The sequence below is a fragment of the Oribacterium sp. oral taxon 078 str. F0263 genome (assembly GCF_000469565.1).
In the GTDB taxonomy this organism is placed as follows: domain Bacteria; phylum Bacillota; class Clostridia; order Lachnospirales; family Lachnospiraceae; genus Oribacterium.
Genome location: NZ_KI273122.1, coordinates 186,202 through 201,234, shown reverse-complemented (window position 1 = coordinate 201,234; position 15,033 = coordinate 186,202). Strand labels below are relative to the sequence as shown.

Here is a 15,033-nt window from a genome sequence, read left to right as displayed (position 1 = left end):
TTTCTCTCAGCCGGAATTTCGGCGCTGCGTTATGAATCCGAGTCTTCTGAGCCTCTGACTTCGAAAAGGCTGGCCATCTTTTGCATCGGCTCTCAGAGATCCGGTTTTTAAACTGCTTCCGCGATGCAGGAAAGCGCGGTCGAAGCGAGAGCAAGCGTTTCAGACAGGCGAAACGAAAAGCGGCGGTGAAAGTAAAGGCAGCGTCTTACCCTAAAAGCATTTCCCTAAGAGGATGCGAAAGACCGCCTCGCAGCGAAAAAGCTCCGAGAGCTCGACATATTCGTCCGGCCTGTGGGCCTGCTCGAGGCTCCCCGGTCCGTAGGAAAGCGTATTCTGATTCCCGCAGAGACCGGAGACGACCGCGCTGTCCGTATAGCCCGGGAAGGGAGAGACCACGGCATCTTCCCCCGTATATTCCCGGATGGAGCTTTGCAGGAGAGAAAGGAGCTCGGAGTCCGGATGATGCGGGACAGCGGGGCGGTAGCCGCAGGGAATGATCTCAGAGGAGATTCCGGGAATCCTCTCCGCCGCCCTCTTTGCCGAGTGCTCCAGGATCTCCCTTCCCTTTTCAAAATCATAGGGAGGAGAAAGCCTCATATCCACAGAGCACTCACAGTCTGCCGGGACCTGGTAGGGGTGAATCCCGCCTCGGATCTCCCCGAAGCAGATCCGGGAGCCTCCGCAGAAGGCATCCGGCCGAAGTGCCGCGACCTCCTCTCTCGCAAAGCAAAGAGCATAGGCCATCGCGGAGATCGCATCGGCGCCCTTCTCCGGCTCACTGGCATGCGCCGCCCTCCCGTGCATCCGGTACCGGTACCAGCAGCGGCTCCTGTGCGCGGTCTGAATCTCCCCGTGACTTGGCTCCGTATCCATGACAAGGCAGCTTCCATCGACCCAGGAGAGCTCGACCGCGCTCTCGATCCCTTTCATATCCGCTTCCTCATCCATCGTCCCGATGAAGCGGATCGTGCGGATCGGAAGCCCCTCTGTCTTCACTCTTTCGCAGGCGGAGAGAAAGGCGGAGAGCGCGCAGGCCATGCCGCCCTTCATATCGCAGGAGCCCCGGCCGTAGAGTCTTCCTCCCTCGATCCTTCCCCCCAGCGGCTCCTTCGTCCATCCGGAGGCGATCGGGACCGTATCCATATGGCAGAGGATGACGAGCGGGGGAAGGATGCTTTTCCCGGGAAGCTCCGCCATCACGATCGGGCGTCCCTCCTCCACCTCATGGCTGAGAAATCTTCCTTCCTTCGGGAGCTTCCCCTTAAGAAGCTGCCGGATATATCCGGCCACATAGCCCTCCCCGATCCCGGGATTTGTGCTCTCGATCTCTACCAGCCTCTGACAAAGCCTGATGACATCCTCTTTCGTTTCCATTCTATTCTTACCTCCTTTCCCGCCCTCTCCCCGGCTTTTCCGGAGTCCGGGCCCTCGAGCTGATGCTTTAGTCACAAAAAAGACGGCGCGCAGTTCTTCCGCTGAGGACTCGGATTCTCCCGGCTGATTTCGGCCGGGTCTGCCGCTTTTCCGACCTGTGAGCAGGCCGTCTTCCTCCCCAGCGCTTCGCGATTTGGAGTCAAAATCCGCTTACGCGCCGCTGGCCGCGGCAGTCGGAGCGCGAGCGTCCTGCATCGGGACGGCATGGCGGCAGAAAAGGCAGCCTCCCTTCGGGGGGGACATCTCCCCTGAGAAGATTCATGGTCCTCCAAGTCCTCCTAATGACAGACTGCCGAGATCAAAGCGGCTTCCTTCCGCTATCCCGCTGCGCACTGATTTTCCCGAGAGGAAACGATATGGGAGGAAAGGAAACGCCGGGACCCTTCCGGGCTCCGGCGCTCCTTCCCTCTTTCCTTTGGAAAAGTCTTACTTTCCCATCTGTGCGGCGACTTCCTCCGCGAAATTTTCCTGCTTTTTCTCCAGTCCCTCTCCGGTCTCGTAGCGGACGAAGCCCTCGAGCGAAATCTCCGCATTCTCCGCCTTTTTGACGGATTCTACGTACTGCCCGACCGTCTGCTTTCCGTCCTCTGCCCGAACATAGACCTGATCCAGCAGACAGACCTCCTTCAGCTCCTTGTTGAGCCGTCCCTCGACCATGCCGAGGAGCACCTTCTCCGGGGCGTTCGGCTTCTCGTTCTTTGCCGCCGCGAGGAGGATCTCCTTTTCAGAATCGAGATAAGCCTGATCCACCTCCTTCCGGGAGGTATACTTCGGTTTCAAAGCCGCGATCTGCATCGCGATATTTCTCGCCATCTCCCGGACCGCCTCATTCACGAGACTGCTCTTTACCTGGAGCAGCACGGCGATTCTTCCGCCCGCATGGATATAGTCCTGCACAAAACCGTTTTCCTCATGAAGCTTTTGGAATCTGCGGATATGCATGTTCTCTCCGATCAGGGAAATCTCCGCGGAGAGCTGCTGCGAGACGGTCTTTTCGGGATCGAGCTCCCACTTCTCCGCGAGGAAGGCATCGATATCGGAGGCGCTCGTCTTCAGTGCCTGCGCGGCGACCTCCCGCACGAAGCTCTGGAATTTCTCGTTCTTTGCGACGAAATCGGTCTCGGCGTTCACCTCGACCACAACTCCCGTCTTCCCGTCCTCGGAAAGCGCCGTAAAAGAAACGCCCTCCGCGGCGATCCTTCCGGCCTTCTTCTCCGCTCCGGCCAGGCCCTGCTCTCTCAGATGCTCGACCGCCTTGTCCATATCGCCGGCGACCGCCTCGAGAGCCTTCTTGCAGGCCATCATTCCCGCGCCGGTGAGCTCTCTTAAGTCCTTAACCATTGCCGCTGTAATAGCCATTTTCCCCTCCATTCCGAAGCCGCCCCGCCGGGCGGCAGATTAAAATCCGTCTATTCGCCCGCTCTTATTCCGCTTCAGGGACCAGGCTTTCATCTCCCTCTGCCGCTGCGGCCGCTTCCTCCTCCGTCATATCGCCCTGCTTCGCCTCGATGACGGCATCCGCCATCTTGGAGACGATCAGCTTGATCGCGCGGATCGCATCGTCATTTCCCGGGATGATATAGTCGAGCTCCTCCGGATCCGCATTGGTATCCGCGATGCCGAAAAGCGTGACGCCGAGGGCATGGGCCTCCTGCACGCAGATCTTCTCCTTTTTCGGATCGACGACAAAGATCGCGTCCGGAACCGCCTTCATATCCTTGATTCCGCCGAGGTTTGCCTCGAGCTTTCCCCACTCCTTCCGAAGAAGCGTGACCTCCTTCTTCGGGAGGACATCGAAGGTGCCGTCCTCGGACATCTTCTCGATCTCCTTCAGTCTCTGAATCCTGGAGCGTATGGTCTTAAAGTTTGTGAGCATGCCTCCGAGCCATCTCTCATTGACATAGAACTCGCCGCAGCGGAGGGCCTCCGCCTTGATCGCGTCCTGCGCCTGCTTCTTCGTCCCTACGAAAAGCACCGTGCCTCCGTTTGCGACGATCTGCGCCATCGCATTGTAGGCATCGTCCACCATCTTCACGGTCTTCTGCAGGTCGATGATGTGAATGCCGTTCCTCTCCGTATAGATGTACGGAGCCATCTTGGGATTCCATCTCCTGGTCTGATGCCCGAAGTGTACGCCCGCCTCGAGAAGCTGCTTCATTCCAATCGCACTCATCTTTTTTCCTCCTTGGTTATCCTTCCACCGGGTCTTCTGTGCTGTCCGGCATCATCCCCTCAGGGGACACCTTCGGATCCCGGCCCGGTGTGCATCGTTTCGCCCCGTTCTGTCTTTGTAGAAGATTCCGCCTTCTCCGTCAAAGCGGGCTGCTGTCCTCTCAACATCGAAAGCTCATGAATTTTCCGCATCGATAAGACGGGCTTCCCTCTCCCTTTTCGATCAAAGGACAAAGAAAACCGCGCCAAATGGCGCGGCTTTTACTATAGCATGATTTTTTCTTCTCTGTCAACCGCGGGAAGGGGGAGAGACGCAATCTCGTTTTCCTTCTTTTCCCCGGCCTTCGCGTCCTTCGGCTTCGCCCAGCTGATATAGCTGCAGTCCGGGTAGCGGGAGCAGGAGTAGAAGATCCGCCCCTTCCGGGAGCGCTTTTTCACGCATTCCGCTCCGCAGTCCGGACAGAGGAAGCCCGCGTATTCCATGTAGGGCTTGGTATTCCGGCATTCCGGGAAGCCCGGGCAGGCGAGGAACTTCCCGTGGGGTCCGTACTTTATGACCATCCTTCGTCCGCACTTATCGCAGGGGATTTCGGTCTCCTCGTCCCGGATCGTGATCTTTTCCACCTCCTGATTCGCCTTCTCCACCGCTTCTGAGAGATCCGGATAGAAGTTTTCGATCAGAGTCTTCCAGGGGAGCTTTCCCTCCGCGACGGAATCCAGAAGCGTCTCCATATTGGCGGTGAAGCCGGTGTCCACGATCGTCGGGAAGTTTTTCGTCATCATCTCGTTTACGGCGCTTCCGAGCTCCGTGACAAAGAGATTCTTCTTCTCCTTTGTGATATAGCGCCTGTGGAGCAGCGTTCCGATCGTGGGGGCATAGGTCGAGGGCCGCCCGATGCCGTCCTCCTCCAGCGCCTTCACCAGCGAGGCCTCCGTATAGTGCGCGGGGGGCTGGGTGAAATGCTGCTCCTTCTGAAAGCCCTCCCTCTTCAGAACCTCTCCCGGCACAAGCTTCGGGAGCTGCACATTCTTCTCCTCCCTGTCCTCCTCGGAGCGGTAGACGGAGAGAAAGCCCTCGAAGGCGATCCGGCTTCCGTTCAGCACAAAGAAATACTCCCCCGCCTTCAGCCTGACCGTCTCCGTATCATAGACCGCAGGCTGCATGCGGGAGGCGAGGAAGCGCTGATAGATGAGCTGATAGAGGCGGTACTCATCCCGTCCCAGGCTCTCCTTCGCCTCCCCCGGCGTGATCTCCAGATAGCTCGGGCGGATCGCCTCATGGGCATCCTGGATCTTCCCCTCCTTCTTCTCCCTCTCCTGCCCCTTCGGAAGGACATATTCCTTTCCGTACTTCTCCGCGATCAGAGCGCGCACCGCCTCATCGGCCTCCTCCGCGATTCTCGTGGAATCCGTCCTGAGATAGGTGATGAGCCCGACTGTCCCCCGGTTTTTCACATTGACGCCCTCGTAGAGGGACTGCGCGATCCGCATCGTCTTCTGGGTCGGAAAGGACAGGAGCTTCGAGGCCTCCTGCTGAAGCGTGCTCGTCGTAAAGGGAAGGGGAGGCTTCTTTCTCCGCTCCGATTTCCGGATCTCGGAGACGATAAGCTCCTGCTCCCCGATGGAACGGATGATCTCATCGACCTCGCGCTCGGTCTTAAGCTCCATGCGCTTTTCTTTCCCGTAAAAGGCCGCGCAGAGCTTCTTTCTGCCGTGTAAAACGGAGGCCTCCAGGCTCCAGTACTCCTCCGGATGGAAGGCCGCGATCTCCGTCTCCCTGTCACAGATCATCCTGAGAGCGACGGACTGCACCCTCCCCGCAGAAAGACCCTTTCTGATCTTCTTCCAAAGGAGCGGACTGATCGTATATCCCACGAGCCGGTCCATGACCCGCCTCGCCTGCTGTGCGTTTACGAGATCCATGTCGATATCCCGCGGATGCTTCAGGGCGGTCCGGACGGCATTCTTCGTGATCTCATTGAAGCTGATGCGGGAAATCTTTTCCCGGTTGCTCTCCTCCCGGCAAAGCTCCCTTCCGAGGTGCCAGCTGATCGCCTCCCCCTCCCGGTCCGGGTCGGTCGCAAGGAAGATGCGGTCCGCCTTTTTCGCCTCCTTTTTCAGCTTCCCGAGGAGCTCCCCTTTTCCGCGGATCGTGATGTACTTCGGCTCGTAATCGTGCTCCACATCCACGCCGAGCGAGCTTTTCGGCATATCGATTAAATGTCCCATCGTGGCGTCGATCGTATAGTTTTTCCCCAGAAACTTGCTGATCGTCTTTACCTTCGCGGGAGACTCCACTATGATTAAATTCTTTGCCATGAACTTTCTTCCTGCCTCTGCATGATCGAACGGCTGTGATCCGGCAGATCCCGGAGCCCGCCCATGGAAGCACTCCCGGACCGCCGCAGCGCATAAAACGGCGCACTTTCAGAATCCTAACAGGTCTTTTGAAATATTGCAAGGCCCTTCCGCGCCATCCCGCTTCTCCATTTCTCCCTTTTCCGCGGTCTTTTGGAAGCATCTCCTCCGGTAGTAGGCGCACTTCGGGGATTCCGAAAAGCCGAGAAGCTCCAGCTCCAGAAGGATTCCGGACAGTTTCTCCGTGGGAAGTCCCAGGAGGCGGGAGAGTTCCTCGATGTGGATGCTTTTCGTATCGAGCGCGGAAAATACCTTCCGCTGCAGCTTAGAGAGCTCCCCCTCCTTCGGCGGAAGAAGGAGAAGCTCTCCCTCTCTCTCAAGGTGCAGAAAGCTGAGCACATCCTCCACGCAGGACAGAAGCTCCGCGCCCTGGCGGATCAGCTGATTACAGCCAAAGGAGAGGTGATCCGTGATCCGTCCCGGCAGCGCGAAGACCTGCTTTCCCTGCTCCAGAGCATGCCCCACTGTGATGGATGTGCCGGAGCGCTCCTTTGCCTCGATCACAAGCACCGCATCCGAGAGACCGGAAATCAGCCGGTTTCTCCTCACAAAATTTGCGGGAAGGGGCGCCGTCCCCGCGGGAAATTCGCTGAGAATCCCTCCCTGCTCCGCGATCCTCTCGTAGAGCTCATAATTGCTCCTGGGATAGCAGATATCCGCTCCGCAGCCGAGTACGGCATAGGTCCTTCCCCCGCCCTTCAGCGCGCCCCAATGCCCCGCCGTATCGATCCCCCGGGCCATCCCGCTCACGATGCTGACTCCCCGTCCTGCGAGCGCCCCCGCAAAGGCCTCCGCGATCTCCCTTCCGTAGGGGCTCCCGTCTCTTGCCCCGATGATCGAGACGGAGGGACTGTGATCGGAGGGGAGCTCTCCCCTAAGGTAGAGGCAGGAGGGACAGTCCGGAATCTGTCTGAGCCGCTCCGGAAATTCCGGATCCAGCGGCGTGATCTCCCGTATGGGAAAGCGCTCGGAAAAGGATCTCTCATAGCCTCCTCTCATAGCGCAGCCTCCTCCCCGAAAAGCCGCTCCTCCAGGCTTCGATAGGACACGGCCTCGGAGAGCTGCGGGATCCCGATCTCCGCCTCTCCCGAGAGATCCGCTATGGTCCTCGCGGTCTTCAGAAGCTTGTGATAGGTCCGCATGGAAAGCTGCTTCAGCTGGAAAATCCTCCTCATAAAGCTCTCCTCCTTCTCTCTTAGCGTACAGAAGCGCTCGATCTCCCCGATCCCCATCTCGGAATTACAGCGGATCGGAAGCCCCCGGAAGCGCTCCCGCTGGATCTCTCTGGCCCGGATCACATCCTCCCGGAGCCTCTCACTGGAAATCCCCCGCCCCCGGGATCTGGCATCCTCGTAGCTCACGGGGGAGACCTCCACGCAGAGATCCATCCTCTCTAGGATCGGTTTGGAGATGCCCCTTTGATAGGAGCGGATCTGGGAGGGTGTGCAGTGGCAGCGCCTTCTGTCCGGGAAATGTCCGCAGGGGCAGGGATTCATCGCGGCGATCAAAAGGCAGTCCGCCGGATAGCGAAAGGAACCGCTCAGGCGCTGAATCACCAAAAAGCGGTCCTCCATGGGCTGCCTGAGCCCCTCGATCGAGCTTTTGGAAAAAAGGGGGAGCTCATCGAGGAAAAGCACCCCGTTTAAGGCAAGCGGCAGCTCGCCCGGCACGATCCCTCCGGGTCCGCTCCCCCCAAGGAGAGCCGTAGAAGTGATGCTGTGATGCGGGGAGCGAAAGGGGCGCTTCCCATAGAGAGCCCTCCCCTTCGGGAGCATGCCCGCGATGGAGTATAGCTTTGTGATCTCGATATCCTCCTTCCGAGAGAGGGGCGGAAGGATCCCAGGAATCCGCTTTGCGATCATGCTTTTTCCGGAGCCGGCCGGCCCGGACAAAAGGAGATTATGCTTCCCTGCGGCGGCGATCAAGGCCGCCCGCACGGAAAAGCTCTGCCCGCGCACATCGGAAAAATCCGGGATTTTCTCCGGCTCACTCTCCTCCCTCTGCCCTCCCCTCCCCCTCTGAAAGCTCCGAAAGCTCTCCTCCGAGGAGAGAAGAGACCTAAGATCCGAGATCGAACGGACTCCGATGATATCCATCCCCTCCACGACGGATGCCTCCGCCGCATCCTCCTCCGGAACCACCGCGCCTCGAAGCCCCGCTTCCTGGAGCGCCGTAACCAAAGAGAGCGCACCCCGCACATGTCGGATCTCCCCATCCAGTCCGACCTCTCCGAAAAAGCCATAATCCTCCGGAGGGGAGCAGGCCACAAGTCCGAGGGAGAGGAGCATGCCGAGGAGGATCGGAAGATCAAAGCCGCTCCCATCCTTCCTCCGATCCGCCGGCTGGAGATTGATCGTCAAGCGCTTTGGCGGAAGGGGAAGCTCCGCATTCTTCATCGCCACCGTGCAGCGATCCAGCGCCTCCCTCACATTCGCGGAGACATTCCCGACGATGACCGAACGGGGCAGGCCGTTGCTCTCATCCACCTGCACGCAGACCGGGTAGCCGTCCAGCCCATGCAGCCCGGCACTGTTGATTTTCGCAAGCATAAATCCCCCTCCTTATATCAAAACTCCAGGAGCCTGCGGACAGCTTCCGCGATATTTTCTATCTAAGAGGCAGAAAATCCCCTTTACAGAAAGACAAAAAAACGGAAGCCCCCTCCCGGGAAAACACAAAACAGCGCTCTCATTATCCAATGCTGAAATATGGGAAATATATGGGAAATTGACAGATGATAAAAAGTGAAAATCTCGGGCAGAACGCCCAGAATCAAAGACTTTTTTTAATCATAGCCGCTCCGACAAAGCTTGTCAAATATAAAATTCCAGTGTCAAAGGAACCCTCTCCCCCTCGTGCTTGCACGAAGGGGGAGGGGGTTCCTTTGCTACGGATGGGTTCAGCAGCTCTTCCTCAATATAGGCTTTGATTTCAATGAGATCATTTTGAGCTTCTTCGGATAAATGCAGACTATTCATTGACGATCCCGAGCTTCTTCTCCACGGCTTCTAATGTCAGCCAGGCTTTCTCTTCGCCGGATTTTCGTCCTTTCGCAAGTTCCTTCATCAGACGGAGGCTTGCCTCCGTCTTTTCAAAGTCCTGCATATCGAGAATCACATATCGGCCGCGTCCGTTCTTTGTCAGAAAAACCGGAGCGCCGACAGCCACATCATGCAGCACATCGCTGTAATTTCGCAGATCGGAAACGGGTTTGATATTTGGCATATTGCTGACTCCTTTCGCCCATAGTATATCCCAATCTGCTGTAAAATCCAACCGAAGCTTTTACAGCACGGGCTTCGATTATATTCAGATAACGAAGCCTATACCATTGACTAAATTCATAACGGACAGCAAGCTCATGATGATATGCTTGATTGCTTTGATTCCGCTGTCTGGGAACTGGCGATAGGAAGGCGGCACTTTGTGAAGAGACTCTGGACAATGCGAATCTGTTTTTCTATTTTATCTGAAAGAGGCGCGAGCCCTCCGGGGGCCGGTACTTTTTCGGGAGGAAGGGAAGGAAGGAGCGCGGCGGACTCGCATAAAAGCTTTTTTCCGAGAGATAGGAAAGGCGCGAGTCCTCCGGGAACTTCGGAAAACGGAGCTCACAGGCGTGGAGAAGCTGCGAGCGAAGCCCCGTCCTCTTTTGTAAAAGGCGGTTCAGATCCCGATCTCCATACTTCGGGTCCCCCAGGATCGGATGGGAGACGGAGGCAAGATGCACGCGAATCTGATGCGTCTTTCCGCTGATGAGATGGACGAGGAGCACGCTGAAGGAAATCTGTTCCCCGCTCTCCCCCGCGAAGAGCCTTCTATACTCGCTCTGCACCTCCTTCGCCCCACCGGACGCCTCTTCCTGAAGAAAGACTCTGTTTTTGTCCGGATCCTTCCGAAGGAAGCCCTCGATCCTTCCCTGCTCCGGGGTATGGCCGAGGACTACGGCGAGGTAGTATTTCCCGATCGTTCTTTTCTTAAGGCAGAAAGAGAGCTCCTGAAGAGCCGGGAGCGTTTTTCCGAAGAGGAGAAGACCCGTGGTATTTCTATCCAGACGATTTGCGACCCCGGGCCGGAAGCTTGCGAGCTGCTCTCTTCCAAGCTCCCCCTTTTCCATGAGATAGAAGAGGCAGAGCTCATTTACTGAGGGGAGTCCGCTCCCATCGGATTGTGAGAGAAGGCCCGCGGGCTTATTGAAAAGCAGAAGATTTTCATCCTCATAGACGATGCGGGATGAAAAAGCTTCCCCCTCCCACTCTGCCTGCGCTCTCCCCTCCTCTCTTTCCTTCGTCTCAGAAAGCAGAGGAAGCGGAGCGCAAAGCTTCTGAAAGCTCTCCTCCGAAAAGAAGAGCTTTAAAAGATCTCCCTCTTTGAGAAGCTCCTTACCCGAGGCCTTCCTCCCGTTCAATGTAATATTTTTCTTTCGAAGCATTTTATAGAGAAAGCCGTTCTCCGCCCGCCTCAGATATTTCCGAAGGAGCTTATCGAGCCGCTGTCCCGCCTCGTTTTCCCCGATCCTAAGCTCTCTCAAGGATTCCTCCGCTTATTGGATAAGGTACTGTTCGAATCCATAGAGCCGGAAAGCCTCTGGATCTCCCTTAAGAGAAAGAAAAAAAAGCGGTGGGGGAGAAGCTTTGCGAGAAGCCGAAAAAGCTTCATGGAATATCCGTAAACAGAGCATTTCTTCCCGAGCACACTGTCCCTTAAGGCAAGGCGTGCCACTCTATCCGGTCTTGCCATAAAAAGTATCTTATAGGCGGCTATGCTCCGTCCGTCTCTCTCTGCGACATCGAAAAATTCCGTTTTTACCGGCCCGGGGCAGACCGCGCAGACGCGGCAGCCGCTCCCCCGGAGCTCCTCATCCAGCGCCTCGGAGAAGCTGAGAACGTAGCTTTTCCCCGCGGCGTAGACCGAAAAGTCCGGCTGCGGCAGGAAGGCCGCGGCGGAGGAGAAATTGATGATTCTCGACTTTTCCGAAAGATATGGGATGGAAACACGGCAAAATGCGGTAAGCGATCGAAGATTCAGATCGATCATGGCGAGCTGCTCCGACAAAGACAGCCGGGAAACCGCACCGATCTTGCCAAAGCCCGCCGCATTTACCAAAAAGACGATCTCTGCCCCGCTCTCCTCAAGAGCTCTCTCATAGGAAAGGAAAGAGGAGGGCTCCAGGAGATCCATGGAAAGGAGGCGGCACTTTTTCCTAAGCCGCCTCTCCAGAGAGAGGAGGCGCTCCCTCCGTCTCCCGATCAGCCAAAGCTCCTGAATATTCGGGATCCGCTGATCCAAAAGGAGGGCGAGCTCCCTCCCCATGCCGGAGCTTGCCCCGGTGATCACCGCAATTTTCATCTTCTCTCTCCTTCCTCTGTCTTATATTGGCGGATATCAGGAAAAATCTTCTGTCCTCCCTTTTCCCTCCCGTTTTTCAAACGGCTAATCCGCGGTATCCAGATCCGGTGTGATTTCGATCCTGTAGTCCGGATAACGCGAGGAAATCTCGCGGTAGAGGATCGGGAGTGCCTTATCCGCTGTGATATCGAAGCTCAATACGGTATCGAGACGGATACGCTTTTCCATACTGCTCCGTCTTCTCTTGCCTTTTCACTGAGAGCATAAAGCGTTCCGAAGGCGCTGCCTTCTCTCCAAAAGGAAAATAACAAGATCCCCTGCTATGGAAAAAGCAAGGACTCGGGCCCTTCCACTTAGGCCGATATCCTTGCTCTTTTCTCCTGCGGGAGATGGGACTTGAACCCACACGTCCTACCGGACACAAGATCCTTAGTCTTGCCTGTCTGCCAATTCCAGCACTCCCGCGCGACAGCTTGTATATTAGCACGCTGTCCGCGAAAGCGCAAGCTCTTTTATAAAAAAGATTTCGGCGCAGAATGTCTAGCTGTCACTTCCCTCAGTATGCTCTGCCTTCGGCTTCCGGCCTCTCCTTCTTTTCTTCGGCTCCGCTCCCTTTTCCTTATTCTCTTTGCTCTCTTCTCCGGTCTTTTTCTCCGACTTTTCGGAGGAGGACTCCGCGGAGGATGTCTCCTTCCCGCTCTTTGTGCCGACGCGTCCCCGACGTCCCGGCTTCTTTTCCTTCTCCGCTTCCTCTGGGGCAGGCTCATGGCTCACCGAGAGTGCCATGATCTCCTTCTCCTCCGGTGCACTGTCCTCGTTCTGCTTCGCCTTTGGCTTCCGTCCCCGTCTCTTCGGAGCGGTCTTCTCTGTCTTAGGAAGCTCTCCCCCGCTCTTTTTCTCTATGGCCTTTTCCGCCTGCTCTATCTCTTTCCCCGGCTCTACATCCCCTGCCTTTTTTCCATTCTCATTCTTCTCGATCTTCTCATCCTTCAGGGACTCCGCCTTTTTCTCCGTATTCCTCTTTCTTCCTCTTCTCGCGTGCCTTCCGTTCTTTCCCTCTGCGGCCGGCTTTTCGCTCTCTTCTCTCACCGGGGCCTTTTCGTCCCTCTCTGCCTCTGCCGCTCCCGCAGTTTTTTCCTCTTTCGGCTCTTCCCCGCCGATTTTTTGCATGGTGCGGGTCTTCGGATCATAGACAAAGCGCACCTGATTGGGGTTTAGCTTTGGGATCGCCCTCGAAATCTCTTCCTGCGCCCCTGCATGCTCTGTCTTGGAAAAATCCTCCTGGGCTCCCGAGGTCCTTCCCTCTTCCTGGAGCAACGGCAGCATCTCGCTTTTCTCCTCCCCGAGAAGGGCCTGATCCAGTGACTGATCCATAGAAGCGACAAGCTCGGCAATGACAGCATTCGCCGCGGCCTGTTCCGGGGTCTCCCTGTGTGTGCTCTCCTTCTGATCCTTCAAAAGCGGATTGGGAAGGATCTCCACGGGATCTGTATTGCGGTTCAGGTCCTCGTTCCCTCTTCTCCTCCGGAAATTCCCCCGGCTCAGAGTAGGCCTTGTCGGGATCCGGTTCATGGTCTCAAAGGCATCCGTCAGGATCGCCTTCTGGTTTCTCTCCTTCGCGCTCCGGATCCTCGGGTCGTCATTGGCCACGGAGTGCAGAAAGCACTCTTCGATCGTTTCCCCGAGGAGAATCTCCGCTCCGCGGAGGCTGTGCCAGAAATCGCGGACCGCCGCATATCCCTTGTCCTTTGAGACGATGCATATCTTCTCCCCCGTGTCCAAAAACATACCGGTTGTAGACGCAATATACATGTCCAGAGCATTGCTGTGCTGCTTCAAAAGCTTCACCATGCGCACGTTGACGTTCCGGTCCTTCAGATCATCGACCATGCCCCGTTTCACAGCGGAATTATCATCGCTGTAATAGACCACCACGGTATCCGTATCATTGAGGTATTCATAGCCCTCAAAGCCGCTCCCGTGCGTGTTTTCAAAATCCACTAAAATGATCACTCTTTTTCTCCTTACCCTGCGCTTTGCAGTTTTTTCCCCTAGGATTATACATTATATTCTCCGCTTTTCCAATGGCTTCTCTGAGATTCTCCAAATATCTCTTGCTTTTTAGAAGACGGAATGCTATACTTAGCGGGCTGTTTGAGACGAGGTGTGATAATGGTAGTCGGCCAGCCTGGAAAGTTGGTGCCCGTTCTGCGGGTTGTGGGTTCAAGTCCCATCCTCGTCGCGAAAGGAAAAGAAAAGTCTCCGGGGAGATTCGGAGAAAGGACTTTTCCAAAAAGTTGAGGGCGCTGAGAAATCGGCGCCCCTGTTTTTATGCGCCCGGAGGCGCACGTTTCTAAGCGGTGAAAATCCAAAATCCGGTCGGCAGTGGGAAGGATATCGCTGCTCGATGACAGTTTTTGTCCGCCCCCTGGCAATCTATTTCAGCAGTATATTTCCGTTCCGACTTTTCCATCCGATTCCGCATAAAATCAGGAAGGAGGCAATGCGGCCTCTGCTCCCGCCGCTCTCTCAGGCTCTCTCAGAAGAGTCCTCAGAAGAGCGCCCGAACAAAAGGGCAGGCTGCACGCTGCCGCCGGAAGCGCTATTCCTTTTCCAAAAGCTTCCAGTAATAGGTCCCCCCCTGCATCCTCCGGCTGACAAAGTTAATATCATGGAGGTATTCCAGGATGCTGAAGGTCTTTGTGAGCGTCATCTTATAGAGAAAGAGCCCGGCCTCATCCTTCGGCGCTTCCCCCGCCTGATAGCAAAGCTCCATGAGGCGCCGGCAGCACATTTCCTCTCTTTGCTTTTCCAGACAGTCCTTCACCCGGCTCGTCTTTTCCAGATAGGCAAATACCGTCTTATCGACCTCCTCCGAGACATTCTCTATCCTGTTTCCGTGGGAGGGGAGAATCGTCCAGCCGCTGTGACAGCGCTTTTTTACATATTCCATGGAATCAAAGAAGGCCTGCAGGAGCCCCTCTCCGACATAGGTCGTCGCAACGATCGGGGAGACACCATGGATCAGCTGATCCGCCGTGAAGAAAAGCTTTTTCTCCTCCTCCATGAGTCCCAGCTGTCCGTAGGTATGTCCGCGGAGGGGGATGGCGCGGAAGTGAAAATCTCCGTAGTCAAAGTGTTCCCCCGCCCTCGCTTTCTCATAGGGAAAGCCCGTGATCGCGAGGAACCAATCCTCATGCCGTTCGATCCTCTCGGAGACCTTCTGGAAGGCGGCCCAGATTTCGGGGCTTTGCTCCTCGGAGATTCCGGCAGAGCGAAGGACTCTTTCCTGCTCGGGAAGAGAGTTCTTTTCCGGACGATAACTCAGGCAGTCATAGGGATGACGCTCCTCCTCGGGATTCATGAAGATCCGCGCTCCCCTTTTCTGGAATTCAGAGGCAAGGCCGCAGTGGTCGTGATGCCGGTGCGTGAGAAAGATATCCAGGCGGTCCATGGGAATATGGAGACTGTGAAGCCCCTCTTCCAGCATCCGGAAGCACTCCGGGAGTCGGAAGCCCGTGTCGATCATGAGGCTCCTATCCCTCGCCGGGATCAAAAAAATGCTGATCTCTCTGACGCCGTGACTGTCACTCCTGTCATGAAGACGGATCTCAAATACCCCCGGAAATACCTCTCTCATTATTTTTCCCCTCCTGACTTTGC

At 56.4% G+C, this 15,033-nt stretch carries 12 protein-coding genes and 2 tRNA genes; 1 reads left to right on the top strand and 13 read right to left on the bottom strand.

Going from position 1 to position 15,033, the window contains the following annotated elements; genetic code table 11:
• Window positions 1-210 precede the first annotated feature (210 nt).
• The 12 genes from HMPREF1986_RS08170 to HMPREF1986_RS08120 all read right to left on the bottom strand — a co-directional run bounded on the left by HMPREF1986_RS08170 (window position 211) and on the right by HMPREF1986_RS08120 (window position 13,383).
• On the bottom strand, window positions 211-1,374 hold the full coding sequence (locus HMPREF1986_RS08170; RefSeq protein WP_021774360.1) for a M20 family metallopeptidase: 1,164 nt from the start codon (window positions 1,372-1,374) through the stop codon (window positions 211-213).
• Between the two features lie 486 nt (window positions 1,375-1,860).
• Window positions 1,861-2,793 carry a translation elongation factor Ts gene (gene tsf, locus HMPREF1986_RS08165; RefSeq protein ID WP_036599981.1) on the bottom strand — a complete coding sequence of 311 codons (933 nt, stop codon included), beginning with the start codon at window positions 2,791-2,793 and terminating at the stop codon, window positions 1,861-1,863.
• A gap of 64 nt (window positions 2,794-2,857) precedes the next feature.
• Window positions 2,858-3,607: a 30S ribosomal protein S2 gene (gene rpsB / locus HMPREF1986_RS08160; protein WP_009214793.1), complete on the bottom strand. Its 750-nt coding sequence runs from the start codon at window positions 3,605-3,607 to the stop codon at window positions 2,858-2,860.
• Window positions 3,608-3,870: 263 nt separating this feature from the next.
• Window positions 3,871-5,925 (bottom strand): type I DNA topoisomerase, encoded by a 2,055-nt coding sequence (gene topA / locus HMPREF1986_RS08155; protein ID WP_021774356.1) that lies wholly within the window; start codon window positions 5,923-5,925, stop codon window positions 3,871-3,873.
• A gap of 108 nt (window positions 5,926-6,033) precedes the next feature.
• Window positions 6,034-7,023, bottom strand: coding sequence for a DNA-processing protein DprA (gene dprA, locus HMPREF1986_RS08150; RefSeq protein WP_021774355.1), 990 nt, complete (start codon window positions 7,021-7,023; stop codon window positions 6,034-6,036).
• Window positions 7,020-8,573, bottom strand: a complete 1,554-nt coding sequence (locus HMPREF1986_RS08145; protein WP_021774354.1) for a YifB family Mg chelatase-like AAA ATPase — start codon at window positions 8,571-8,573, stop codon at window positions 7,020-7,022. Before HMPREF1986_RS08145 ends, dprA begins: the two co-directional genes overlap by 4 nt.
• A 421-nt stretch (window positions 8,574-8,994) precedes the next feature.
• Window positions 8,995-9,249, bottom strand: coding sequence for a type II toxin-antitoxin system prevent-host-death family antitoxin (locus HMPREF1986_RS08140; RefSeq protein ID WP_021774351.1), 255 nt, complete (start codon window positions 9,247-9,249; stop codon window positions 8,995-8,997).
• 235 nt (window positions 9,250-9,484) lie between these two features.
• The gene (locus HMPREF1986_RS08135; protein ID WP_021774350.1) at window positions 9,485-10,552 is read right to left on the bottom strand and encodes an RluA family pseudouridine synthase; all 1,068 of its coding nucleotides are present in this window, start codon (window positions 10,550-10,552) and stop codon (window positions 9,485-9,487) included.
• Window positions 10,549-11,370 (bottom strand): SDR family NAD(P)-dependent oxidoreductase, encoded by an 822-nt coding sequence (locus HMPREF1986_RS08130; RefSeq protein WP_021774349.1) that lies wholly within the window; start codon window positions 11,368-11,370, stop codon window positions 10,549-10,551. Before HMPREF1986_RS08130 ends, HMPREF1986_RS08135 begins: the two co-directional genes overlap by 4 nt.
• Before the next feature lie 84 nt (window positions 11,371-11,454).
• The gene (locus tag HMPREF1986_RS13160) at window positions 11,455-11,598 is read right to left on the bottom strand and encodes a hypothetical protein (RefSeq protein ID WP_021774348.1); all 144 of its coding nucleotides are present in this window, start codon (window positions 11,596-11,598) and stop codon (window positions 11,455-11,457) included.
• 153 nt (window positions 11,599-11,751) lie between these two features.
• Window positions 11,752-11,835, bottom strand: a tRNA-Leu gene (locus HMPREF1986_RS08125).
• Between the two features lie 75 nt (window positions 11,836-11,910).
• Window positions 11,911-13,383: a PIN domain-containing protein gene (locus HMPREF1986_RS08120; protein WP_021774347.1), complete on the bottom strand. Its 1,473-nt coding sequence runs from the start codon at window positions 13,381-13,383 to the stop codon at window positions 11,911-11,913.
• A gap of 145 nt (window positions 13,384-13,528) precedes the next feature.
• Here HMPREF1986_RS08120 and HMPREF1986_RS08115 point away from each other — a divergent pair.
• Window positions 13,529-13,612, top strand: a tRNA-Ser gene (locus HMPREF1986_RS08115).
• 360 nt (window positions 13,613-13,972) lie between these two features.
• On the opposite strand, the gene HMPREF1986_RS08110 is transcribed toward HMPREF1986_RS08115, so the two are convergent.
• A complete protein-coding gene (locus HMPREF1986_RS08110) occupies window positions 13,973-15,010 on the bottom strand; it encodes an MBL fold metallo-hydrolase (RefSeq protein WP_021774345.1) in 1,038 nt (345 codons plus the stop codon).
• Window positions 15,011-15,033: the final 23 nt, after the last annotated feature.

Coding starts and splice junctions, on each gene's coding strand:
- HMPREF1986_RS08170 (WP_021774360.1), bottom strand. CDS start 1,374: ATGGAAACGAAAGAGGATGTCATCAGGCTTTGTCAGAGGCTGGTAGAG.
- tsf (WP_036599981.1), bottom strand. CDS start 2,793: ATGGCTATTACAGCGGCAATGGTTAAGGACTTAAGAGAGCTCACCGGC.
- rpsB (WP_009214793.1), bottom strand. CDS start 3,607: ATGAGTGCGATTGGAATGAAGCAGCTTCTCGAGGCGGGCGTACACTTC.
- topA (WP_021774356.1), bottom strand. CDS start 5,925: ATGGCAAAGAATTTAATCATAGTGGAGTCTCCCGCGAAGGTAAAGACG.
- dprA (WP_021774355.1), bottom strand. CDS start 7,023: ATGAGAGGAGGCTATGAGAGATCCTTTTCCGAGCGCTTTCCCATACGG.
- HMPREF1986_RS08145 (WP_021774354.1), bottom strand. CDS start 8,573: ATGCTTGCGAAAATCAACAGTGCCGGGCTGCATGGGCTGGACGGCTAC.
- HMPREF1986_RS08140 (WP_021774351.1), bottom strand. CDS start 9,249: ATGCCAAATATCAAACCCGTTTCCGATCTGCGAAATTACAGCGATGTG.
- HMPREF1986_RS08130 (WP_021774349.1), bottom strand. CDS start 11,370: ATGAAAATTGCGGTGATCACCGGGGCAAGCTCCGGCATGGGGAGGGAG.
- HMPREF1986_RS13160 (WP_021774348.1), bottom strand. CDS start 11,598: ATGGAAAAGCGTATCCGTCTCGATACCGTATTGAGCTTCGATATCACA.
- HMPREF1986_RS08110 (WP_021774345.1), bottom strand. CDS start 15,010: ATGAGAGAGGTATTTCCGGGGGTATTTGAGATCCGTCTTCATGACAGG.